Annotated in this window: 19 protein-coding genes; 7 read left to right on the top strand and 12 right to left on the bottom strand. The window is 36.9% G+C overall.

The window, feature by feature from the left end:
* The first annotated feature begins 25 nt into the window (after positions 1-25).
* The 7 genes from trpD (at position 26) to CVT18_RS00255 (ending at position 5,843) form a co-directional block, all read left to right on the top strand.
* Positions 26-1,642 (top strand): anthranilate phosphoribosyltransferase, encoded by a 1,617-nt coding sequence (gene trpD / locus CVT18_RS00285; protein ID WP_103628965.1) that lies wholly within the window; start codon positions 26-28, stop codon positions 1,640-1,642.
* Entirely contained in the window at positions 1,629-2,240 is a 612-nt protein-coding gene (locus CVT18_RS00280) for a phosphoribosylanthranilate isomerase (RefSeq protein WP_103628966.1), read from the top strand. Before trpD ends, CVT18_RS00280 begins: the two co-directional genes overlap by 14 nt.
* Positions 2,233-3,414: a tryptophan synthase subunit beta gene (trpB, locus tag CVT18_RS00275; RefSeq protein ID WP_103628967.1), complete on the top strand. Its 1,182-nt coding sequence runs from the start codon at positions 2,233-2,235 to the stop codon at positions 3,412-3,414. The genes CVT18_RS00280 and trpB overlap by 8 nt, the downstream gene beginning before the upstream one ends.
* On the top strand, positions 3,407-4,156 hold the full coding sequence (gene trpA / locus CVT18_RS00270; protein WP_103628968.1) for a tryptophan synthase subunit alpha: 750 nt from the start codon (positions 3,407-3,409) through the stop codon (positions 4,154-4,156). Before trpB ends, trpA begins: the two co-directional genes overlap by 8 nt.
* Before the next feature lie 78 nt (positions 4,157-4,234).
* Positions 4,235-4,654 (top strand): chemotaxis protein CheX, encoded by a 420-nt coding sequence (locus CVT18_RS00265; RefSeq protein ID WP_103628969.1) that lies wholly within the window; start codon positions 4,235-4,237, stop codon positions 4,652-4,654.
* The gene (gene fliN, locus CVT18_RS00260; protein WP_021091807.1) at positions 4,651-4,968 is read left to right on the top strand and encodes a flagellar motor switch protein FliN; all 318 of its coding nucleotides are present in this window, start codon (positions 4,651-4,653) and stop codon (positions 4,966-4,968) included. The genes CVT18_RS00265 and fliN overlap by 4 nt, the downstream gene beginning before the upstream one ends.
* Positions 4,965-5,843, top strand: coding sequence for an excinuclease ABC subunit A (locus CVT18_RS00255; RefSeq protein WP_103628970.1), 879 nt, complete (start codon positions 4,965-4,967; stop codon positions 5,841-5,843). Before fliN ends, CVT18_RS00255 begins: the two co-directional genes overlap by 4 nt.
* A gap of 61 nt (positions 5,844-5,904) precedes the next feature.
* On the opposite strand, the gene CVT18_RS00250 is transcribed toward CVT18_RS00255, so the two are convergent.
* The 12 genes from CVT18_RS00250 to CVT18_RS00195 form a co-directional block, all read right to left on the bottom strand.
* A complete protein-coding gene (locus CVT18_RS00250; RefSeq protein ID WP_103628971.1) occupies positions 5,905-7,353 on the bottom strand; it encodes a Ppx/GppA phosphatase family protein in 1,449 nt (482 codons plus the stop codon).
* A gap of 2 nt (positions 7,354-7,355) precedes the next feature.
* Positions 7,356-8,573: a sensor histidine kinase gene (locus CVT18_RS00245; protein ID WP_178140060.1), complete on the bottom strand. Its 1,218-nt coding sequence runs from the start codon at positions 8,571-8,573 to the stop codon at positions 7,356-7,358.
* Between the two features lie 38 nt (positions 8,574-8,611).
* Positions 8,612-9,283 carry a homeostatic response regulator transcription factor HsrA gene (gene hsrA, locus CVT18_RS00240; protein ID WP_021091657.1) on the bottom strand — a complete coding sequence of 224 codons (672 nt, stop codon included), beginning with the start codon at positions 9,281-9,283 and terminating at the stop codon, positions 8,612-8,614.
* A gap of 76 nt (positions 9,284-9,359) precedes the next feature.
* The gene (locus CVT18_RS00235; RefSeq protein WP_103628972.1) at positions 9,360-9,686 is read right to left on the bottom strand and encodes a dihydroneopterin aldolase; all 327 of its coding nucleotides are present in this window, start codon (positions 9,684-9,686) and stop codon (positions 9,360-9,362) included.
* Positions 9,683-10,294 (bottom strand): glycerol-3-phosphate 1-O-acyltransferase PlsY, encoded by a 612-nt coding sequence (gene plsY, locus CVT18_RS00230; protein ID WP_103628973.1) that lies wholly within the window; start codon positions 10,292-10,294, stop codon positions 9,683-9,685. The genes CVT18_RS00235 and plsY overlap by 4 nt, the downstream gene beginning before the upstream one ends.
* Before the next feature lie 58 nt (positions 10,295-10,352).
* Positions 10,353-12,641, bottom strand: coding sequence for a helicase HerA domain-containing protein (locus CVT18_RS00225; protein ID WP_103628974.1), 2,289 nt, complete (start codon positions 12,639-12,641; stop codon positions 10,353-10,355).
* An 8-nt stretch (positions 12,642-12,649) separates the two neighbouring features.
* Positions 12,650-13,732, bottom strand: coding sequence for a PilZ domain-containing protein (locus CVT18_RS00220; RefSeq protein WP_085658080.1), 1,083 nt, complete (start codon positions 13,730-13,732; stop codon positions 12,650-12,652).
* A 122-nt stretch (positions 13,733-13,854) separates the two neighbouring features.
* On the bottom strand, positions 13,855-14,454 hold the full coding sequence (locus tag CVT18_RS00215) for a peroxiredoxin (RefSeq protein ID WP_021091673.1): 600 nt from the start codon (positions 14,452-14,454) through the stop codon (positions 13,855-13,857).
* Between the two features lie 237 nt (positions 14,455-14,691).
* Complete coding sequence (locus CVT18_RS00210) at positions 14,692-15,699, bottom strand: beta-ketoacyl-ACP synthase III (protein WP_103628191.1); 1,008 nt, start codon at positions 15,697-15,699, stop codon at positions 14,692-14,694.
* 3 nt (positions 15,700-15,702) lie between these two features.
* Positions 15,703-16,692 carry a phosphate acyltransferase PlsX gene (gene plsX / locus CVT18_RS00205; protein WP_103593621.1) on the bottom strand — a complete coding sequence of 330 codons (990 nt, stop codon included), beginning with the start codon at positions 16,690-16,692 and terminating at the stop codon, positions 15,703-15,705.
* Positions 16,693-16,695: 3 nt separating this feature from the next.
* Positions 16,696-16,842 carry a 50S ribosomal protein L32 gene (rpmF, locus tag CVT18_RS00200; RefSeq protein WP_002942540.1) on the bottom strand — a complete coding sequence of 49 codons (147 nt, stop codon included), beginning with the start codon at positions 16,840-16,842 and terminating at the stop codon, positions 16,696-16,698.
* Positions 16,843-16,854: 12 nt separating this feature from the next.
* Positions 16,855-17,214 (bottom strand): hypothetical protein, encoded by a 360-nt coding sequence (locus CVT18_RS00195; RefSeq protein WP_103628194.1) that lies wholly within the window; start codon positions 17,212-17,214, stop codon positions 16,855-16,857.
* Positions 17,215-17,228 lie beyond the last annotated feature (14 nt).

The following is a 17,228-nucleotide window of genomic DNA, read 5'->3' as shown; positions in this document are numbered from 1 at the left end:
CGCTGCTAAATTTAAAGGATATAGGTTGATTTTACTCATAGATAATTACGATAGTTTTGTTTTTAATGTTGAGCAATATGTAAAAGAGCTTACAGATGAAGAGGTTAGATGCGTTAGAAATGACAAGATCACGCTTGACGAGATCAAAAAACTAAACCCAAGCAAGATCATTTTAAGCCCAGGGCCAAAACACCCAAAAGATAGCGGAGTCTGTTTAGAAATTTTGGGGGCAGACCTTGGCGTGCCGGTGCTTGGAATTTGCCTTGGACACCAAGCTATAGGGCTTAGTTTTGGCGCAAAGATAAAAAGACTAGATGACCCACTACACGGCAAAACCTCATTTATCGACGTGAAAAACAAAGAGCCGCTCTTTGCAGGGCTACCTGATAGATTTGAAGTGATGCGTTACCACTCGCTCTATGTCGATGAGCTCCCAGCTAGCTTAAGCGCTGATGCGGTGAGCGATGATGGCTTAGTTATGGCACTTAGCGTTAAAGATAAGCCGATCTTTGGCATCCAGTTTCACCCTGAGAGCTACTTCACACAATACGGCAAAAAGATCGTTGAAAATTTTGTAAATTACAAAGCAAAAGATGAGGTTAAAGAGCCAAAAATTCGCTCTCTTAAGCCATATCTTATCAAGCTTCAAGAGAATATCCCGCTTGACGATAGCGACTTTGAGCAAATTTGCGAGATAATAGCCAGCAAAGAGTACGAGATCGTGCAGCTTTCAGCCCTTTTGGTGCTAATTAGCGAAAAGAGCCTCTACCCAAAAAGCCTCGCTGCGCTTGCAAAAAATATCCTAAAATACTCGCAAACTTACCGCGACGATACGCCTATGATCGATCTTTGCGGCACTGGCGGTGATGGCTTTAAGACGATAAATATCTCAACTACAGTTGCATTTATCCTTGCAAGCCTTGGTATAAAGGTCGCAAAACACGGTAACAAGGCAGTTTCAAGCAAGTCTGGTAGCTCTGATGTGCTTGAAATTTTAGGCGTAAAAAGTGAAAAATCACTGGCAAAACAGCGTGAAAATTTAGCCAGTAAAAATTTAGCCTTTTTCCACGCACCATTTTTCCATCCGCTAGTTGGCGAGGTGAGAGAGGTGCGTCAAAGACTTGGTATAAGAACCGTATTTAACGTGCTTGGGCCGCTTTTAAATCCAAATTTAAACCTTACAAACCAGCTAGTTGGCGTCTATCATAAGCCTGTTCTAAAACTCTACGCCCAGACGCTTAAAATCCTTGGCAGAAAGCACGCTCTAGTCGTCCGTGGCGATGACGGACTAGACGAGATCACGCTTTGTAGCGAAACAAGTGTCGTCGAGCTAAAAAATGGCGAAATTTTTGAATACAGCATCACGCCAGAGCAGTTTGGCTTTAAAAGAGCGTTTCACAGCGATATCGAGGGCGGCACGCCTGAAGAAAACGCCAAAACCTTGATACGCACGCTAAAAGGCGAGGAGCAGGGGGCTAAATTTGACATAGTGGTCTTTAATGCGATGTTTGCGCTTTACGGGGCTGATGGTGCAAAGAGCCCGGACGAGGCCAAAAAAATGGTGCTAGAGGCGATAAATTCTGGCAGGGCGTATAAATTTTATGAAGAGTTTATAAAGGCTGGGGCTAATGGCGCTAGTTAAAATTTGTGGTATCAAAACGCTAGATGAGGCAAGTGCGGTTTGCGCTTTGGATGTTGATTTTATAGGGCTGATATTTGCCAAAAGCAAAAGAAAGGTCGAGCTAAATTTAGCTAGGCAGATAGCGAAATTTGCTCACAGCAAGGGCAAAAAAGTAGTTGGCGTTTTTGCTGAGCAAAGTGACTGCGAGATAATGGAAATTTGCCAGTTTGCTGGTCTTGACGTGGCTCAAGTGCATGGAGTGGTGAGTGAAAATTTAGAGGCAAATTTAAAAGATATGGGGCTTGAGATCTGGCAGGTTTTTAGCGTGAAAGATAGCTTGCCAGAGGTTGATTTTAAGCATTTTGATATGGCGCTTTTTGACTGCAAGGGCGAAAATGCTGGCGGAAATGGCACTAGCTTTGAGTGGGAAATTTTAAAAGAGGTTAAATTTAATTTTGGTATGGCTGGGGGCATAGGCGAGCACAACATAAAAGAGGCGCTCAAATTTAAGCCATATCTAGTCGATATCAACTCAAAAGTCGAGGACGAAAACGGCATAAAAGATGCGCAAAAGATAGAGAGAATTTTAAAGATCATAGGTGAGGTAGAAGATGAATAGTAAGGCGTATTTTGGAAAATTTGGCGGGCAGTTCGTGCCTGAGACGGTTATGTTTGCCCTTGATGAGCTAGAAAATGCTTATGAGAGCATCGCAAAGACAAAAGAGTTTAAAGATGAGCTTGATGATCTTTTGAAAAACTACGTTGGCAGGCCTAGTCCGCTTTTTTTTGCAAAGCGCCTGAGCGAGCACTACGGACATGAAATTTACCTCAAGCGTGAGGATCTAAACCATACGGGCGCGCATAAGATAAATAACGCCCTAGCTCAAGCGCTGCTTGCTAAAAAAATGGGTAAAAAGAAAATTTTAGCTGAGACTGGAGCTGGTCAGCACGGCGTGGCAACAGCGACTGCAGCGGCACTTTTGGGCTTAGAGTGTGACGTCTATATGGGCGCAACTGACGTGGCTAGACAGCAGCTAAATGCCTTTCGCATGCAGCTTCTTGGTGCAAAGGTGGTGAGCGTAGAAGACGGCTTAAAAACGCTAAAAGAGGCGACTACGGCGGCCATACAAGCGTGGGTAAATGAGATAGAGAGCGCATTTTATGTCATCGGCTCAGCCGTTGGCCCACACCCATATCCAAAGATCGTGCGTGACTTTCAAAGCATCATCGGCACAGAGGCCAAGGCTCAGCTTGCAGACTACGGCAAAAAGGCCGACTACGTCATCGCATGTGTTGGCGGTGGCAGTAATGCTATTGGCATTTTTAGTGCATTTTTAGACGATGAGAGCGTAAATTTAGTAGGTATCGAGGCTGGTGGCCTTGGCGTAGATACACCTTATCACGCTGCTACGCTTACTAAAGGCAAAACTGGCATCATCCACGGCATGAAAACGACCGTCTTGCAAGATGAGTACGGTATGATCTCGCCAGTTCACAGCATCTCAGCAGGCCTAGACTACCCAGGCATCGGTCCAGAGCACGCCCATCTAAACGACATAAAAAGGGTCAAATACGAAGCCGTAACAGACGATGAGTGTATAAACGCTCTTTATTTTTTAAGCAAGATGGAGGGCATCATCCCAGCCATCGAGAGCGCGCATGCACTGGCATATCTAGAAAAGCTTTGCCCAAAACTTGATAAAAAAAGCGTCATCGTCGTAAATGTCTCAGGCAGGGGCGATAAGGACATAAACACAGTTATCGGCTACGAAAAAGGAAAAATTTATGGATAAGATAAGAAGCGCATTTAGCGGTAAAAAGGCAAACATCGGCTACATCGTGGCTGGATATCCAAGCTTAGAGAAAACGAAGGAATTTTTAGAAAATTTAGATGAAAGCACGCTTGATCTAGTCGAGATCGGCATCCCTTACTCTGACCCGCTGGCTGACGGCAAGCTCATCGCGCAAGCTAGTTTTGAGACGGTGCAAAACGGCGTAAATACGGACATTGTCTTTGATATGCTTGAGAGTTGCAAGGCAAAAGTGACAAAGCCACTTGTTTTTCTGGTCTATTACAACATCATCTTTGCTTACGGCGTTGATAAATTTCTAAAAAGATCAGTTGAGGCTGGAGTTAGCGGCTTTATCGTTCCGGATCTGCCTTGCGAGGAGTGCGAGGAATTTGCTCTAAAGTGCAAGGAGCTAAATTTAAGCCTGATACCACTTATCAGCGTCACATCTGGTAGTAGAGCGGATGGAATTTTAAAATTTGGCTCAGGATTTATCTACGCTCTTGGTGCGATCGGCGTTAGCGGTTCAAAAAGGGCTGATGAAGATAGGATAAAAAATTTGGTCCTAGAGCTTAAGAAAAAGAGCGATTTGCCAGTGGCTGTTGGCTTTGGTATAAAAAACAAAGATGATGTTAATGAAGTAAAAAAGTATGCTGATGGAGCGATAATAGGCACGCAAATAGTTAAGCTTTGTGCCGAATTTAGCGGTGAAAAGCTAGTAAAAGAGATAGATAAACTCTTTTAAAATGCTTAATAAATTTATAGCTAATTTAGTAAAGCCAAAGTATAATTGAAAATGCATTTCAAGTCTTAAGGAAGAGATATGAGAAAAGTTATAGATGAAGCTACAAGCTATCTTTGCAAGGATACTTTAGGGCTAGATTTAGAGTTTGGCAAGAGTCTAGGCAAAGGATTTTACGGAGCTAGCATACCAGTCTATAAGGGCAAAAGCGAGTATCATTTTTACCTATTTTTTAAAAAAGATACTTTGAAAATTTTCATGAATGCCTTTTTTGGTCACGAAGATGTTGATGGTGGTGATCTAGACGATCTTTGTAAAGAGATAGCAAATCAGATCATTGGCAAAGCTAAAAATTCGCTAAACGAAAAAGAGCCAAATGCTTATAAACTTGGAACGCCTGAATTTTTAGGCGAAGTTGAAAATTTTGGCATAAAGCTAAAAGAAAAATTTATATATAAAATAAAAAATAGAACATTTCAAATAGGCTACGATATACAATGAATGACGAGAGTGCGATAGAGACGCTAGAGCAGCTAGGGCTTTTTAAGAGCTATGATGAGCTTATGGATATAAGCGTTGATTTTATAGCTGAGCTAGGAACTACCACGGTTAGCATAAATGAGCTTTTGAAATTTGAAGCTGGTTCGGTCATAGACCTTGAAAAACCAGCTGGTGAGAGTGTGGAGCTATATATAAATAATAGAATTTTTGGAAAAGGTGAAGTAATGGTTTATGAGAAAAATTTAGCCATCAGGATAAATGAAATTTTGGACTCAAAGTCAGTTATTCAGTACTTCAAAAAAGAACTTTTATGAAATTTATACTATTTTTCTTACTTTTTGTAACTAAAATTTTAGCTTCAAACCTATTAACTTACAATATCTATGAACGTGCTGATAGAGTCGATATTATGCTTAGCTTTGATGCACCTTATGAAGGAAATATCTTTCAAAAGCGCGAAAAGGACACAACATCTTTGATATTAAATTCGCTAAATTACGATCAAAGTGCCAGCAAAGATATAAACTCAAAGATTATTCAAGAGCTTGAGATAGAGCCAAAGCAAAACTCACTTGTCTTAAATTTGCGCTCAAACGATGCTATTATCGTAAATGCATCAAAGACTACTGATAGTTTTGGACTCCGCATTCGTGTAACTCTAAAAAATGCAAAACCTCAAATACAAAATATGCCTCAAGCTAGTGCAAAAATAGAGACCCCTAGTATTCCAAAGGCAGATGAAGAGCCTATGCTGAATATAGACTCAAGGTATTTTATAGTCTTAAGTGTGCTTATTGCGCTTCTTGTATTTTTATATGTATTTAAAAGATATATTACTTCAAAGAGTAGTGATTTTAGCGGGTTTAAAACACCTAGAAATCAGTCTCAAAATGATACAAAATCAATGAACTGGCTACTTAAAAATCAAAATAGTAACGTCAATATAATATATGAAAAGTATCTTGATCGCACGAATAAGCTAATGCTATTAAGCTATGAAAATAGGCGTTATTTGGTGATAGTTGGTAGCTCAAATGTAATGCTTGATAGCTTTGGTGAAGACAAGATACAAAATGAGCAGGATTTTGCTATATTTTTTGAAGAGAACAAGAAAAAGCTAAGCTCATTTTTAGAAGAGCGAAAAAATAGTTTAAGTAACTATAAAGATAAAATGAGCGGAGAATTTTAGTAGTTTTAGCTAAAATTCTTATCCAATTTAAATTTTTATGCGTTAAAGCTAGTTTCAAAATTTATACAAACGTAATAGCAAAAATTTCAGGTTTTGTGATTTTTTTTATCTCTTCTTTTGCCATAGCAAATTCTTTTGCGCCTTCTATTTTTAGCGTGTGCCCACTAAATTCGAAGTTTAAATTTAGCCTTTCACAGGTTAGATCAAGTGCCTTTGCAAGTGAGAGTATAAAACTCAGCCATCTTATACACTCGGCTTTTGGAAGTAAATTTTTATACCGTTCAAATTCATATATATTTTTCTTTCCGTTTGTGCCAATTACTACTGCAATCAATGCTTTTTGTTCATGCGAAAAGCCATAATTTAAGGCATTTAAGACTATATAGGCTGAGTTTTTATGATCGCCATAAAAGCCAATCTCTTGACCGACATTGTGAAGTTTTGCAGCAACTAAAAGCACTTCAAGATAGTTATCGCTTAGACCGTGAAGCTTTTTTAATACCATAAATATATCTTTTGCATACTTTGTGACCGATTTATTGCATGATAATATAAAACGATCTTGCAAACTTTTGATACTTGGATTAAAATTTTGCGGAAATTTAAGGCTAGGGCGTAAAAAATCTTTTAAGAACACTCCTTCTCTTACACCAACCCCGCTTGTTATAATATTTTTGGCATTTAGAGCTTTGGCGAGGGCCAAAAAGATATGTGCACCCTCTCTAATGGTGTCGTATCTGTCTTTTTTAATAGGAAATTTATTTAGCTCAAGCACGCTAATATTTGCGATATTCTCGATATAGGCTTGCTCGTCGCTAAGCTTATAGCAAAAGCCATGCAGTGATGAGAGTGGATATAAATTTTTGCTCATTATGGCAGATGATATCGCTCTAAGAGAGCCACCAATAGCGATTATATTTTGGCATTTAAATCGCTCATCTATCTGTTTTGTAACTTGTTCTAAAAATTTTGGCAATTTATTTAAGTTTTTTTTATCAAAAAAAAGCTCTTTTAATCTAACTGTGCCAATGTCAAGTGAGAGCGTATCTATTATTTTGCCTTTGCTTATTCTGGCAAGTTCAGTTGATCCGCCACCGATATCGATAGTGACGCATTCATCGATATTATGGAGTAAATTTTTGGCTGCGATCGCACCAAAAGTAGCCTCTTCTTTGCCGTCTATGACTTTTAAATTTATGCCAAGTTTTTTTCTTAAAAGAGAGATCAGAACATTTGCGTTTGGAGCGTCCCTAAGCGCTGAAGTACCAACACATAAGACTTTATTGCATTTGTAGCTTTTTATGATATTTGAAAATTCGCTAAAGGCCTTTAGCGCTTTTTCCATTGAGCTTTCGGATATTTCATTGTTTGAGCCATATCCGCCTTCGCCTAGACGCACTTTTGTTTTATATTCAGCTAGTATAAAAAACGCTAAGCGTGACGTTCTCTCAAATATCGCCATTCGCATAGAATTTGAGCCAAGGTCGATTACTGCGGTTCTCTTTGCCATTTTTATCCTTTTATATTTAAAACTAGGCTTGCGACTGCACCGCTTCTATCGTTTCTATTTTTAATGTCTACTTCGCCACCAAGAGCCTGTGCCGCACCTTTAGCTAGAAACAACCCAAGTCCAGCACCACCTTTGTCGCCATATCTTTTAAATGGAGCAAACAAATCTTTGCTCTCATCTATACCTATTCCTTCATCTATTACTTCGATGATAAATTTATTTTTTATAAGCTTAGAGCTAATCGCAATGGTACTATTTTTTGGTGAAAATTTAATAGCATTTTGAACAAAATTTTGCACAATGTGAGTTAGTAAGCTAGTTTGTATTTTTAGATTTAAAATTTCTGGTTTTAGGTCTAGTTTTATATTTTTTTTATCATTTTTTGCAAGTATCTCATAGTTTTTTGCAAGTTTTTTTAAAAATCCTATAACATCGGTATTTACTGGCTCTTCAAACTGAGCCCCCTCTTGACGACCGATCTCAAGTATAGAACTTATCATCGCGTTCATGCCGTTTATAGCTTCATTGTTTGATTTTAGTGCCTCGATATATTTTTCGCTCTCGCGTGGCTTTAAAAGCGTAACTTCATTTTTTGTTTTCATTACAGCCAGCGGTGTTTTTAGCTCATGTGCCACGCCTACAAAAAGTTCTTTTTGGTATAAGACAAATGTTTGAATGCGAGAGATTAGCCTATTTATGCTCTGTCCAAGTGGTAAAAACTCATCTGGTAGACTTTTTATATCGATCTCATGAAGAAATTTTTCGTCTAAATTTGTAAGTTTGTGACTCAAAATTTTTATAGGTATTAAAAGCATCCTTGATAAAAATAGTGCATAAAAAAGCACCAAAAGTATCGCTGACACATTTACGATTATAATATCTATAAAAATTTCTTCTACTATATGAGCTTGAAGCGTAGTATCTTTTTCTAGGCTTAAATAACTACTTTCATCGAGTTTTGTTATTAAAAAAGTTTTACTCTGATCCTTTGATTTTTGTGTTACGATATATGTTTCTTTATCTTGCGGCTCGTCTGTTTTTATCGTTGCTAGAGTTTTATTTGGATTTTCTATCGTAAATGTTTTTGAATTTAAAGGATTGAAATTCTGAGGATTTTTTTTATAAGCTTCGGCTTGATAGTTTAGCTCATTAACTACACTTTGAAAAACGGTAACCCTTATATAGTGATAAAGCATTACCGAAATAACTACAATTAGCATCATAGCACCAGATGCTAATTGTAGTATAAATCTATTCCTTAGGCTTTTTTTGGAAAACAAAATCTATATCCGCGTCTTCTAACAGTTTCAATTGTTGAAATATTTAGTGGTTTATCCATTTTTTGGCGGATTTGGTTGATAGCTACTTCAATGACGTTTGGAGTTACAAGCTCTGGCTCTTCCCAGATAGCATCAAGTAGTTGCTCTTTAGATACGATTTGATCTGAGTGTCTTGCAAGATGAGTTAGGACTTCAAAAGGTTTGCCCTTAAGCTCAATATCACGACCCAAATATGTGATTTTTTCCTCATCTGGATTGATGATGAGCTCATCAATTTTTATAATATTTGTGCCACCAAAGCGTAGTCTTGCTTCAAGTCTAGCTACTAAGATGTCAAAATCAAATGGTTTTTTGATATAGTCATCAGCACCAGCTCTAAGTGCTTTTATTTCGCTTTCTTTGTCATCTTTTGCAGAAAGAACTACAACTGAAGTGCGTGGAGATTTATGTTTGATGATGTTTATAAGATCTATGCCATCGCCATCTTGAAGCATCCAATCAGTCAAAACTAGATCGTAGTTTCTGATGCCTATATAGTACTCAGCATCTTTAAAATTTTCAGAGCTATCAGTTTGATAGCCAAACTCCTGCAAGCCCTCAGCAATCGTCTTATTTAGCGTCACTTCATCTTCAACTATTAAAATACGCATTTTGCTTCCTTAAACTAAAATTTATGGGCGATTGTATCATAAATTAAGCAATATTTCAAGATAGTTTAATAAATTTTTAAAAAATAGTGTTTATTTTTGCTCCAACAACTGCGTTTGGTAAAATTTCAGTTTTTAAAATTTCCATTTTAAGGCTAGTTAGTGAGCCAAATTTCTCTTTTAACGCTTTGCTGGTTTCTTCAAGAGACTCTTCAACGCTTTGGAACTGTCTTTCATTATAAAAATTTTTAACAAAGTCAATAATTAAAACATAATCAATAAAACTAGTTGAGCAAATTTCTAGATTCATCTGTACCTCTTGTTTAGCGACTCGCTCAAAATCAAGCATTCCGATGATCGTTTCAAATTTATAATCTTTAATGATCGTCGTCATCTCGCTTTTCATACGACTTTTTTCTCATTGCCAGATATTAAGCGAACGATATTTGGTATGTGTTTATAAACCACCAAAAACGCGATGATTAGTATCGGAGCGTGTGTATAAATTTCATCTAGCTCTGGGTGGATTATAAAGCTTGATGCTATGAGAGCTATCAACGCACAAAGTGAAGCAAGAGAGCTAATTTTTAAAAATTTACCGACCAAAAACCAAACAGCTAGAGCGATAATGATCTCAACTGGCAAGAAAAATGCGATCACTCCAGCTCCAGTTGCGACTCCTTTGCCACCTTGAAAGCCCAAAAATATAGAAAAACAATGTCCAGCTACGCTTAAGACTGCCATCGTCCAAAGCACACTTTGGCTTGCACCAATAGAAGAGGCGACAATAAGTGGCAAAACTCCTTTTAAAACATCACAAAATATCGTTAAAATGGCTAGTTTTTTGGCTAATTTTGGATCTTTTTGTTTTAAAACTCTTAAAACATTTGTCGCACCGATGCTCTTACTACCTTCGTTTTTTATATCGACATGCCCAAAAATTTTTGCAAGAATGAGGCCAGATGGAATGCTTCCAAGTAAATAACTAATGGCATAAAGTATTAAATTTTGCATATTTTACCTTTTAAATTTAACAGAAATGATAGTAAAAAAATACTAATTATTTTATAAATCATCTCCACAAAAGCACGACTTTCTCGTCATAGATATCACTTTTCTTTGGTGAAATTTGCGTTTCGTTTATCGTGATGTTTTTAACATCATTTGCTTCTTTTAACGTATCGCACTCTTGTGCAAATTTCTCTTCAAGTTCGCTTATGGCTAAATTTATATCATTTACGCTTTGCTCGCTAAGTTTTACATCACTTCTTTCTTTTAAGACTCTATTTGCGCTTCTTGCACTCGATGCGATTTTACCCGAATTTTGACGAGATAAAAGCTTGTTGCCAAATATCGCTCCAAGTATGCTAGCGCCTATATTTATGGCAGCATCAAGTCCACTTGTGGTCATCTCTTTTTGCTCTTTATCAAGCTTTGCTAGAGCCTTGTTTAGCTTGTCTTGTAAGCTTTTTCGCTCTTTTTCAAATTTAGCTGTGAGTTTTGCGGTTTGTTCTTCTAAAATTTCATTGCACTTATCTTGAAGCCTGATATAAAACTGCTCCTTTGTTTCATTGTTTTTTGAATAAATTCCTAATGCTTCAAAGGTGTTAAATTTGAAATTTCTATACAGATACTCTTTAAAATCTTTTTGGATATTGTCAAAATTTTTAGCTTTTAAAATAAAATTTGGCACAGCTGCAAAGCTTGCGTCACTTGGTTCATTTTTGCTTACATCAACATGCAAGCCTTCGCTAGCCTCATCCCAGTTTGGCTCATTGTCATTTTCACTAAGCTCATAAAGATAGCTCACCTCGCAAATGCTATCTATGCCTTTTTTGGTGTCATAAATTCTCACCTTCGCACTTGCAAATAAATTTGGCGTGAGGCTTTTTGAGTTAGCATAAAGTTGTGTGATCTCATTTGAGATGATAGGCTTTGCGCTAAATTTCATCTCGCTTTTATCTACGCTTTGAGTACTTAAATTTTCTTTTTTATCTTTCATCAAATTTGAAATTTGCTCACGGCTGAGCGGACCTTTTAGATAGCTAAGTGCCCAGCGCGTGGAGATGACGTTTAAGCCATCTTCGTTTATATTTTTAAGTAAGAAATTTCTTTTGGCTAAATTTGATATGAGATTTTCAAGTGAAGCTTTGTCTAAGCTTGAGCCTGCGATGCCGCTTAGCCCGTCTATAACGCGGGCTTTATCCTGAGCTGTTTGGAGGTGACCGATGAACCAAGTGCCGATGTTGCTTAGACCTTTATAATCAAGATCGACTGGGTTTTGCGTGCTTAATACGCAGCCAAGGCCAAATGCACGGGCTTGTTTTAAGAGCGTGAGCATAGGCGTTTTTGATGGAGGGTTTGCGTTTGGCGGGAAAAATCCAAAAATTTCGTCCATATAAAGGATCGCTCTAAGTGAGCTTGTGCCCTCGGTGGCGCGCATCCACGCGATGATCTCGTTTAGTAAAAGAGTGACAAAAAACATCCTCTCAGCATCATTTAGGTGTGAGATTGTAAAGATATTGCACTTTGCTTTGCCGTTTTCGTCAAAAAGCATCTTTGAAATTTCTAGCCTAATGCCTTGCGTCCAGCCTTTAAAACTTGGGCTTGCGATAAGTGTGTTTATCTTCATGGCAAGCTTTAGGCGCTCACTGCTTGGATAGAAGGTATCCACGTCAAAGACGCCTATCTTTTTAAAAGGCGGATTTGCGATGAAATTTATGAGCTCTTCTATACTGACGTCTTTTTGCTCTTTAAATTTAGTCTCAAATATGGTTGAGATGAGAAGCTGTTCTTTTGAGCTCATGTCCTCAGAATTTATACCAATAAGAGATAATACCGAGGTTGCAAGCGAATTTATATAGTTGCTAAAAATTTCTTCGTCACTAATATTTGGGCAGGCAAAGTCGCTAAGTAGCGCCACACCTATGCCAGCTGAGCTTTTTGGTGTGTAGATGTTAAAGCTAGCGCTTTCTTTTAAAATTTTTACTTGCTCAAGATCTTGAAAGCTCGACTCTATGCCATTTCTCCATAGCTCGGCTTGAGAGGCAGCAAATTCCTCTACGCTTTGACCTTTGTTGGCCGCTTCTGCTTCATCGACGTATGGTAAAAAATCCTCCGGCCTCATCTGCGGAAAGGTTAGAGCTAAATTTGTGATGTCGCCCTTTGGATCGATGATAATGGAAGGGATATTGTCTATGCAGGCCTCTTCTAAAAGCGTGATACCAAGGCCTGTTTTGCCGCTACCTGTCATACCGATGATGGCTGCGTGGGTGGTTAGATCCTTATTTTTATAAAAAAATGGTTCTTTGTCTTTTAGTCCGATATAAAAAAGTTTTAAATTTTCTTGTATTGTTTTCACTAGCTGCCTTATTCGTATAAATTTATACGTGAGCGAAGCTCGTCAAGCGTCTCTTTTATGCGCTTTTGCGTAAAATCTTTTATAGTTTCATCATCATCAATAAGCTTCATACAGTATCTAATGTAGCCTTTATATGCCAGCTCCGTAACAAGTCTTAGCTTTAAAGTCACGTTTTTTACTTTATCTGGCGCGATTAAGATTTCAAAGGTCGCTTCTAGCTCTTCTCCATCTTGAAAATTTGTAGTTTGCGGGCTTAATACGCTTATGCCGCCTTCAGAAACATCATAAAGGCTACCTTCGATCTTGTCTTGCTTGCCTTTGATAATAGTTTTGGTAAAACGATTTGGCAAGATACGTTGGAATTTTCTTTTATATGCGTACATCGTTGTATTTCGTAAGAAATTTGAAAGAGTGACGCCTTTATTGACTATATTGTAATTAACAATATCAGCACATAATGGCTTTGAGAAAAAGCTATTTGGCAAAATAAAACCTTTGCCGTCTTGTTTCATAGCTAAAATTTGCATCATATCCACACGAAAAACGACACTATCTTCTTTAACTTCTAAAATTTCAGCCTCATATTTTATATTTAATCCATCATATAAATTTAAAAGCTCAGGCCTTACCTTGGCTTTTTTCATACGAGTGAATGTATTGATCGGATCTTCATAAAAAAATGTTCCGGTTTCAATCATGTCTTTTACATTTGTTTCTTGCTGATCTTTGGCACCACATAAAATTTCTTTGATTCTTGAAACGGCATTTACGAAATAACCTACGAAAGTGCTATTGTCGCAAGAGTGACTAAAATTTAAAGTCAAATTTAAAAGTAGAAAATTGATTAATTCATCTCTTGCATTTGATTTTGGTATTAGATTATTTAAATCATCTTGTAGCTGCGTAGCATTTGGCTTTTGAATAAGCAGTGTATCAAAGATGTTTTCAAGACAAATTTTTACCTGATCGTGCGGTACGATAAATGTTAGCTGTCTACAAAATTTGATACCGTCATCGATAAATTTATCTCTTAATTTAAGTATGCTATCTTCGCAATTTATTACAAGCTCTTGCCTGCCTTTAAAATCCATGTAGTCTCCGGAATGTTGTTGATTAAAGCCAAGGCTATGATATAAAAAGTTATATTAAAAAAGTATTTAAATTTATTTGGAGGAGAAATTTCTAGGTAAAGATACCTAGAAATTTTTATTAATTATAGTTTGCCTTCGTTGTGTGAAAGGTAGTCAGCAACACCTTCAGTGCTTGGTTTCATACCAGCATCACCTTTATTCCAGCCAGCTGGGCAAACTTCGCCGTGCTCATTTGTAAATAGCATAGTATCAACCATTCTTATCATCTCATCGATATTTCTGCCAAGTGGAAGATCGTTGATAACTGCATGGCGAACAGTACCGTCTTTATCAAGCAAGAAACTACCGCGAAGCGCTACACCAGCATCTTCTAGAAGTACGTCAAAACCGCGAGCGATTGATTTTGTCATATCAGCTACGATAGGGAAGCGAACTTTACCAATACCGCCCTTATTTACTGGAGTCTCTTTCCATGCGAAGTGAGAGAATTGGTTGTCGCATGAAACTGCGATAACTTCGATACCACGTGACTTAAACTCGTCATATCTTTTGTCAAATGCGATAATTTCGCTTGGGCAAACAAAAGTAAAGTCCATTGGATAGAAGAATACAACTGCGCCTTTCTCGCCAATATTTTTATAAAGATTAAAATCATTTACAATTTGATTGTTTCCTAAAACTGCTGCAGCTGTAAAATCAGGTGCTTTTTTTGTTACTAACATTTGTTCTCCTTAATAATAAATTTTATTGATTGCGAAATTATATCTATTCAAAATTAAATTTAGTTTAAATATATTTTAGAAATTTTTGTGTAGTAAATTTATTGTTATTGGTAAAAGCTGAAAATGGATTTTGTTAAAAGTGGTAAAAACTTTGAATTTTTAAAAATTTATTGATGAGAGTATTTGAAAGAAATTAGTAAAAGCGTTGCTAAAAATTTAGAAGATTACTTACTGTAATTATTGTAAATCGCTAAAATTTTTTCCGCCAAATTTTAGAATCGCTGATCCCCATGTAAAGCCGCCACCAAATGCGTCAAGAAGCAAAACTGAACCATTTTTGATACGGCCGTCTTCATAGGCATCATTCATAGCCATCGGAATTGAAGCTGAGCTTGTATTGCCATATTTAGCAACGGTCAAGACACACTGCTCATCTTTAAAATTTAATCTATTTTTTACCGCATCTATTATTCTTATATTTGCTTGATGAGGTATGAAAAAGTCGATATCTTCGCTTTGCATTTTGTTTGCGTGTAAAATTTCAATCACACTTTTACTAAGCGTTTGAACTGCTATTTTAAAAACCTCATTTCCACTCATATGGATGAAATTTAGTCTATTTTTTAGCGTTTCCTCACTGGCTGGAAATACACTCCCACATCCTGGAGTTATTAAAAGTTCAGCTTGCTTGCCGTCGCTTGCCGTATGAATATCGATGATCTCGTTCTCATTACCACTACTAATTACAGCCGCACCTGCTCCATCACCAAATAGTATACAAGTGCCTCTATCTGTATAGTCAACAATAGAGCTTAATTTTTCGGCTCCGATAATTAAGACATTCTTTTTAGCACCGCTAATAATGAGAGAATTTGCAAGCTCTAAAAGATAAATAAAACCGGTACAAGCCGCACTTATATCAAATGCTGTAACTCCATAGTTTAAACCCAAATTTGCAGCTATTTTGCAAGCAGTAGAAGGCATACAAAGATGATCTGGAGATATCGTAGCACAGATGATTGCATCGATTTGAGATTTATCAAGTCCTGAGCGTTTTATAGCTAATTCACCAGCCTTTGTGCCAAGGTCACTTGTTGTTTCGTTAGTTGCAATATGCCTTTGTTCGATACCTGTTCGCTTTACTATCCATTCATCACTCGTTTCAACCATTTTTTCAAAGTCAAAATTTGTCAGAATTTTTTCTGGAATATAAGAAGCGATAGAAATCAGTGAAGCTTTTGGCATATTTTACCTTGCAAAGTGCGAAAGTTCTTCTTCGATAACTTTATTTATATTTGAATTAGCAAATTTTATTGCTTGAAAAATTGCATTTTTTATAGCTTTTGAATTACTTTTGCCGTGACTTATGATAACACAACCATTTACACCAAGAAGTGGTGCACCACCATATTCGTCATAGCTAACCTGTTTTTTAAGTGTCTTAAAAACTTTTCTCATGAGTACAGAGCCAGCTATAGCAAGAGGTGATTTTTTAATTTGTTTTTTGATGATTTTGCCTATTGCATCTGCAACGCCTTCGCTAGTTTTTAAAAGAATATTTCCCATAAAACCATCACAAACCATTACATCAATACTGCCATCAAAAATTTGATTACCTTCTGCATTGCCAACAAAGCTATCAAGCCTAGAAACTAATTTAAATGCTTCTTTGCTAACTTCATTGCCTTTGCTTTCTTCTTCACCATTTGATAAAAGACCAACTTTTGGCTCTTTTCTACCTAAAATTTCTTTTGCATAGGCTTCACCCATTATGGCAAATTGAAACAAATGTTCACTTTTACAATCAACATTTGCACCAACATCTAAAACCAAAGTCGCAGATTCTTTTGAATTTGGCATAAGTGTTGCAATTGCTGGGCGAGAAATATTTTTTAGTCTACCAATTCTTAGGGTAGCTAAACTCATAGTTGCACCACTATGACCGGCAGAAACTACAGCATCAACTTCCTTATTTTTTAAGAGTTCAATTGCCTTGTAGATCGTACTATCTTTTCTCTTAAGTGCATCAGTCGCACCATCTGCCATCGAGATAACTTCGCTAGCATCTAAAAATTCGATATTTTTTAAATAAGATTGTGGGATGAGTGGTTTGATGACATTGCTATCGCCGACTAATACAGCTTTAAATTCTGTCTCTTTTAGTGCATCAATAACACCAGATATTATAGGATCTGCACCAAAATCACCACCCATAGCATCGATAGCAATGCGAATCATATTTTAATATTCACCTGTAGTTTTGTTTATGCGGTGAGGCATTTTCCAAGAACCATCTTTGTCTTTTACAGGCACTGGAAGTGTAACTTTATAATGTGTTCTACGTTTTGCTGCACGAGAATGACTCACTCTTCGCTTTGGTACTGCCATTTTTACTCTCCTTTATAAATTTTTACATTTTTCACAATAGAAATAATCGCTTTTAAAAGCTTCTAACTCACTCTCAAGGACTTCTTTTAAATAAATATTGCCATCAAAAAATTCCATCGTATCGCTAAGCTCATTTTCGCTATCTTTATAAATACCGTCACTTAAATTTAGCTCTACATCTTGATCGATAGGCAACATAAATGCTTCACCACATCGATCGCAAACATAATTTATATTCCCTTTTATTTTGCCTTGGCATTTTACCAAAAAAGGATCTTTTCTTTTTAAAATTCCAATAAAAACTAAATTATCATTTCCTACTAGCTCAAAGCTTATATCTTTGTTTGCTATTTTAGAAAAAGATATAATCAATTTTCTTGACCTAA

The organism is Campylobacter concisus (assembly GCF_003048405.1).
Lineage (GTDB): Bacteria > Campylobacterota > Campylobacteria > Campylobacterales > Campylobacteraceae > Campylobacter_A > Campylobacter_A concisus_Q.
This window is presented reverse-complemented; position numbering and strand designations above follow the sequence as displayed.

Bases quoted from the DNA above. Each gene is read 5' to 3' on its own strand.
- CVT18_RS00280 (WP_103628966.1), top strand. From the start codon at position 1,629: ATGGCGCTAGTTAAAATTTGTGGTATCAAAACGCTAGATGAGGCAAGT.
- trpB (WP_103628967.1), top strand. From the start codon at position 2,233: ATGAATAGTAAGGCGTATTTTGGAAAATTTGGCGGGCAGTTCGTGCCT.
- trpA (WP_103628968.1), top strand. From the start codon at position 3,407: ATGGATAAGATAAGAAGCGCATTTAGCGGTAAAAAGGCAAACATCGGC.
- CVT18_RS00265 (WP_103628969.1), top strand. From the start codon at position 4,235: ATGAGAAAAGTTATAGATGAAGCTACAAGCTATCTTTGCAAGGATACT.
- fliN (WP_021091807.1), top strand. From the start codon at position 4,651: ATGAATGACGAGAGTGCGATAGAGACGCTAGAGCAGCTAGGGCTTTTT.
- CVT18_RS00255 (WP_103628970.1), top strand. From the start codon at position 4,965: ATGAAATTTATACTATTTTTCTTACTTTTTGTAACTAAAATTTTAGCT.
- CVT18_RS00250 (WP_103628971.1), bottom strand. From the start codon at position 7,353: ATGGCAAAGAGAACCGCAGTAATCGACCTTGGCTCAAATTCTATGCGA.
- CVT18_RS00245 (WP_178140060.1), bottom strand. From the start codon at position 8,573: ATGCTAATTGTAGTTATTTCGGTAATGCTTTATCACTATATAAGGGTT.
- hsrA (WP_021091657.1), bottom strand. From the start codon at position 9,283: ATGCGTATTTTAATAGTTGAAGATGAAGTGACGCTAAATAAGACGATT.
- CVT18_RS00235 (WP_103628972.1), bottom strand. From the start codon at position 9,686: ATGAAAAGCGAGATGACGACGATCATTAAAGATTATAAATTTGAAACG.
- plsY (WP_103628973.1), bottom strand. From the start codon at position 10,294: ATGCAAAATTTAATACTTTATGCCATTAGTTATTTACTTGGAAGCATT.
- CVT18_RS00220 (WP_085658080.1), bottom strand. From the start codon at position 13,732: ATGGATTTTAAAGGCAGGCAAGAGCTTGTAATAAATTGCGAAGATAGC.
- CVT18_RS00215 (WP_021091673.1), bottom strand. From the start codon at position 14,454: ATGTTAGTAACAAAAAAAGCACCTGATTTTACAGCTGCAGCAGTTTTA.
- CVT18_RS00210 (WP_103628191.1), bottom strand. From the start codon at position 15,699: ATGCCAAAAGCTTCACTGATTTCTATCGCTTCTTATATTCCAGAAAAA.
- plsX (WP_103593621.1), bottom strand. From the start codon at position 16,692: ATGATTCGCATTGCTATCGATGCTATGGGTGGTGATTTTGGTGCAGAT.
- rpmF (WP_002942540.1), bottom strand. From the start codon at position 16,842: ATGGCAGTACCAAAGCGAAGAGTGAGTCATTCTCGTGCAGCAAAACGT.